Genomic DNA, 4162 nt, shown 5'->3' on the forward strand with positions numbered 1-4162 from the left:
GTCCCCCTCCGAGCGCACCCGCTTGTAGTGGTTGTACACCGCCACCGACAACGCCTTCTTGGCCTGCTCCTGACCGATCACGTACGAGTCCAGGAACTCGTAGATCTCCCGGGGCTTGGGCAGAGAGTCCCAGGTGAGCTCGGTGGCGTCGGCGAGTTCCTCTTCGATGATCTCGTTGCACAGATCAATGCACTCATCGCAGATGTACACGCCGGGGCCGGCGATGAGCTTCTTCACCTGCTTCTGGCTCTTGCCGCAGAACGAGCACTTCAACAGGTCCCCGCCGTCGCCGATGCGTGCCACCCAGCCACTCCTCAAAACTAAGGCCGCCCCGTCGGTGCCGCTCGCGCGGGCAACCGCCCGGAAGTCGAAAATCTTCCGTGACCGTCCACAGCGGTGGTCACGGACGAGGCGATCTGTGTGTCGCTCTCCGTCAGACTAAGCGAAAAACCGGACCGGCTTCACCACCGGGCTCCCCCAGGCGGGTCATGGGCCGGTCCGGCCTGCGCTTCACCTTCGCCCGAACGCCCTGCCCGGCGCCGCGTCCGCGCGCCCGGTCAGGCCGTCCGGCTGTGCCGCGGCCCTGCGTTCAGGACTTCAGGGAGGCCTTGCGGTAGGGCAGCACGAAGTCGATGATGCCGTAGTCCTTGGCTTCCTCGGCGGTCAGGATCTTGTCCCGCTCGATGTCCTTGGAGACCTTCTCGACGGAGTGCCCGGTGTGGCGGGCCAGGGTGGTCTCCAGCTGCGTACGGATACGGGTGATCTCGTTCGCCTGGATCTCGATGTCGCTGGCCTGGCCGTGCATGCCCTCGGTCGCGGGCTGGTGGATCAGGATGCGGGCGTTGGGCAGCGCGCCGCGCTTGCCCGCCGTCCCGCCCGCGAGCAGGATCGCGGCGGCCGAGGCGGCCTGGCCGATGCACACCGTCTGGATGTCGGGGCGGACGAACTGCATCGTGTCGTAGATCGCCATGAGGGAGGTGAAGGAGCCGCCCGGCGAGTTGATGTACATCTGGATGTCCCGCTCGGAGTCGAGCTGCTCCAGGGTGATGAGCTGGGCCATCAGGTCGTTGGCCGACGTGTCGTCGATCTGGACGCCGACGAAGATGATCCGCTCCTCGAAGAGCTTGTTGTACGGATTCATCTCCTTGACGCCGTAGGACGTCCGCTCCACGTAGGACGGCAGGACGTAGCGACCCTGGGGGGCCATCGAGGCCGCGCCGCCGATGAGACTGGGGTTGAACTCGGTCATTTCACGCCTTCCACGCACTGCGCCGTTCCTGGGATGAGGTCCGACGGATCAACTCTGGGTTCGGCCCTGGGTCACGTCGAGGGTCCCTTCGAGGACCTCGTCGATGAAGCCGTACTCCTTGGACTCCTGGGCCGTGAACCAGCGGTCGCGGTCGGCGTCCTTCTCGATCTGCTCGACCGTCTGGCCCGTGTGCTCGGAGATCTTCTCGATGAACATCTTCTTCACGTAGAGCAGCTGGTCGGCCAGGATGCGGATGTCGGAGGCGGTGCCACCGATGCCGCCCGAAGGCTGGTGCATCATGACGCGGGTGTGCGGCAGCGCGTAGCGCTTGCCCGGCGCTCCGGCGCACAGGAGCATCTGGCCCATGGACGCGGCCATACCGATACCCACGGTGCGCACGTCGTTGGGGATGTACTGCATGACGTCGTAGATCGCCATGCCCGCGGTCACGGAACCGCCGGGCGAGTTGATGTACATGGTGATGTCGCGCTGGCGGTCCTCCGCGGACAGCAGCAGCAGCTCGCCCACCAGGCGGTTGGCGATCTCGTCGTCGACCTGCTGGCCGAGGAAGACGATTCGCTGGCGCAACAGGCGCTGAGGCGTCTGCTCAAACAAAGGGGAAATCTGGGTCTCCGACGTACGGGCGTCGAAACGCGGGGACTCTTCAAAGGTCGACGGCACTCTCGTCACCTGCTCCGGAATCGAAACGGTTGCGATACAGCGACACTAACGCCGCGCGGCACCGCGCTCGTCCGGTTCGCGCCCCTGTTCGCTTTGAGCGCAGGGTGGCACGATCTCCGTACAGGGCGTTCTTCCACAGGCGAACACGACGCGGGCCCCGCCCGACCGGAGGGTCGGACGGGGCCCGTACGCGCGGCTCCCGGGGCTACCGGGGCCTACTTGGCTCCCTCGGCCTTGGCGTCGTCGGCCTCGGCCTCGACGGCCGCGTCCGCGGCGCCGCCCTCGGCGTCGTCCTCGACGGCCTCCAGGGCCTCACCCGCGGCGACGGCGGCGGCCTTGGCGGCCTCCTCCTCGGCGGTCTCCTGCTCGACGACGTTGCCGTCCTCGTCGGTGATCCGGGCGCCGGCCAGGACCAGGTCCATGGCCTTGCCGCGGACGACCTCGGTGAAGGCGACGCGGATCTGGTTGGACTCGACCAGGTGCTGGGCGAGCTGGTCCGGGCTCACGCCCATGCGCTGGGCCTGCTCGAAGACGTACTGGCTGAGCTCGCCCTGGTCGGCGCTCAGGTCCTCCTGGATGGCGAGCTGGTCGAGGATGAACCCGGCCTTGACCGCGGAGCGGGCGCCGGTGGTCAGCTCCTCGTCGAACTCCTCCTCGGTCTTCTCCTGCGACTCGAGGTAGGCCTCCTTGGTGAGGCCGCTCTGCGCGAGCTGCTGCTCCAGGCTCTGGCGGCGGCGGGTGATCTCCTCCTCGACGACCGCCTCGGGCAGCGGGATGTCGACGGAGTCGATCAGCTGCTCCAGGGCCTTGTCGCGGGCGGCGGAGAGCTGCTGGAGGCGGCGGACCTCGCCCATGCGGTTGCGCACGTCCGCGCGCAGCTCGTCGATGGTGTCGAACTCCGAGGCGAGCTGGGCGAACTCGTCGTCCAGCTCGGGCAGCTCCTTGACCTTCACGCTGTGCACGGTGACGGTGACGTCCGCCTCCCGGCCCTCGTGCTCACCGCCGACGAGGGTGGTGGAGAAGGTGGCCTCGCCACCGGCCTCCATGCCGCGCAGGGTCTCGTCGAGGCCCTCCAGCATGGCGTTGGTGCCGACCTCGTAGGAGTAGCCGCTGACCGCGACGTCCTCGAGCTTCTCGCCGTCGACGGCGGCGGACAGGTCGATGGACAGGTGGTCGCCGTCCTCGACGGGGCGGTCCACGCCCACCAGGGTGGAGAAGCGCTCGCGCAGGGTGCCGATCTGCTCGTCGACCTGCTCGTCGGTCACCTCGGCGCTGTCGACGGTGACCTCGATGCCCTTGTAGTTCTCGACCTCGAACTTGGGGCGGACGTCGACCTCGGCCGTGAAGGCGAGCTCGTCGTTGTCCTCCAGCTTGGTGACCTCCACGTCGGGCTGGCCGAGCGCGAAGAGCTCCTCCTTCTGGATGGCTTCGTTGTAGAGCTCCGGAACGGCGTGGTTGACCGCTTCGCTGATCACCGCGCCGCGGCCGACGTAACGGTCGATCAGCCGCGCCGGCGCCTTGCCGGGGCGGAAGCCCTTGATCCGGACCTGCTTGGCGAGCGACTTGTAGGTCACGTCGAAAGCGTGATCGAGCTCCTCGAAGGGCACCTCGATGGTCAGCTTGACCCGGGTGGGGCTCAGCTCCTCGACATCGGTCTTCACGGGGCGGTACTCCTAGGTTTGCCGGCTGGTGTCCGCGTCGGCCCGCAGGCGCACCACACACAACGGCGAAAGGCACGCGCGCACCCCCGGGGTCTTGACGACCGCATCCAGCGGGGATGCCCTGCGACGGGCTGGGACTTACAGTTTCCTGCTGATCGCACCAAGTCTAGGGCAGATACACAGGGGGCCACGGCGCGCGGCCGGAGCCGCTGCCACGGTGGTTTAGTCGGGGTGGCGGGATTCGAACCCGCGGCCTCATGCTCCCAAAGCATGCGCGCTAACCAAGCTGCGCCACACCCCGTGTGCCGAACCAAGGATGGCACTCCTGAAAGGTGTGTGCGACCACGGCTCCGGAGACTGTAGTCTTGTCCCCGTCGGCTCCACGAGTCTAGAGGACGCTCGAAGTCTCCGGTGCCACGCGGGCGTAGTTCAATGGTAGAACACCAGCCTTCCAAGCTGGCCATGCGAGTTCGATTCTCGTCGCCCGCTCCGCTCGGGGCGAGCTGTGCACTCACGCACCAGCTCGCTTCGCCATTTCCCCGGGGACGAACCAGGCCCCCACTCCCCCTCC

General features: G+C 67.4%; 4 protein-coding genes and 2 tRNA genes. 1 reads left to right on the forward strand and 5 read right to left on the reverse strand.

Annotation, left to right across the window (positions count from 1 at the left end; all coding sequences use genetic code 11):
• The 5 genes from ABD54_RS25735 to ABD54_RS25755 all read right to left on the reverse strand — a co-directional run.
• Positions 1-303, reverse strand: a 303-nt coding sequence (locus tag ABD54_RS25735; RefSeq protein WP_047872140.1) for a ClpX C4-type zinc finger protein, incomplete at its 3' end; no start/stop codon positions are given.
• A 286-nt stretch (positions 304-589) separates the two neighbouring features.
• Positions 590-1249 carry an ATP-dependent Clp protease proteolytic subunit gene (locus ABD54_RS25740; protein WP_047872141.1) on the reverse strand — a complete coding sequence of 220 codons (660 nt, stop codon included), beginning with the start codon at positions 1247-1249 and terminating at the stop codon, positions 590-592.
• Positions 1250-1297: 48 nt separating this feature from the next.
• Complete coding sequence (locus tag ABD54_RS25745; RefSeq protein WP_082166998.1) at positions 1298-1930, reverse strand: ClpP family protease; 633 nt, start codon at positions 1928-1930, stop codon at positions 1298-1300.
• Positions 1931-2145: 215 nt separating this feature from the next.
• Positions 2146-3591, reverse strand: coding sequence for a trigger factor (gene tig / locus ABD54_RS25750; protein ID WP_047872142.1), 1446 nt, complete (start codon positions 3589-3591; stop codon positions 2146-2148).
• Between the two features lie 226 nt (positions 3592-3817).
• Positions 3818-3892 (reverse strand) — tRNA-Pro (locus tag ABD54_RS25755).
• 117 nt (positions 3893-4009) lie between these two features.
• Here ABD54_RS25755 and ABD54_RS25760 point away from each other — a divergent pair.
• Positions 4010-4080: transfer RNA gene (locus ABD54_RS25760), tRNA-Gly, on the forward strand.
• Positions 4081-4162 lie beyond the last annotated feature (82 nt).

This window comes from Nocardiopsis sp. RV163 (genome assembly GCF_001029525.1).
GTDB lineage: Bacteria > Actinomycetota > Actinomycetes > Streptosporangiales > Streptosporangiaceae > Nocardiopsis > Nocardiopsis dassonvillei.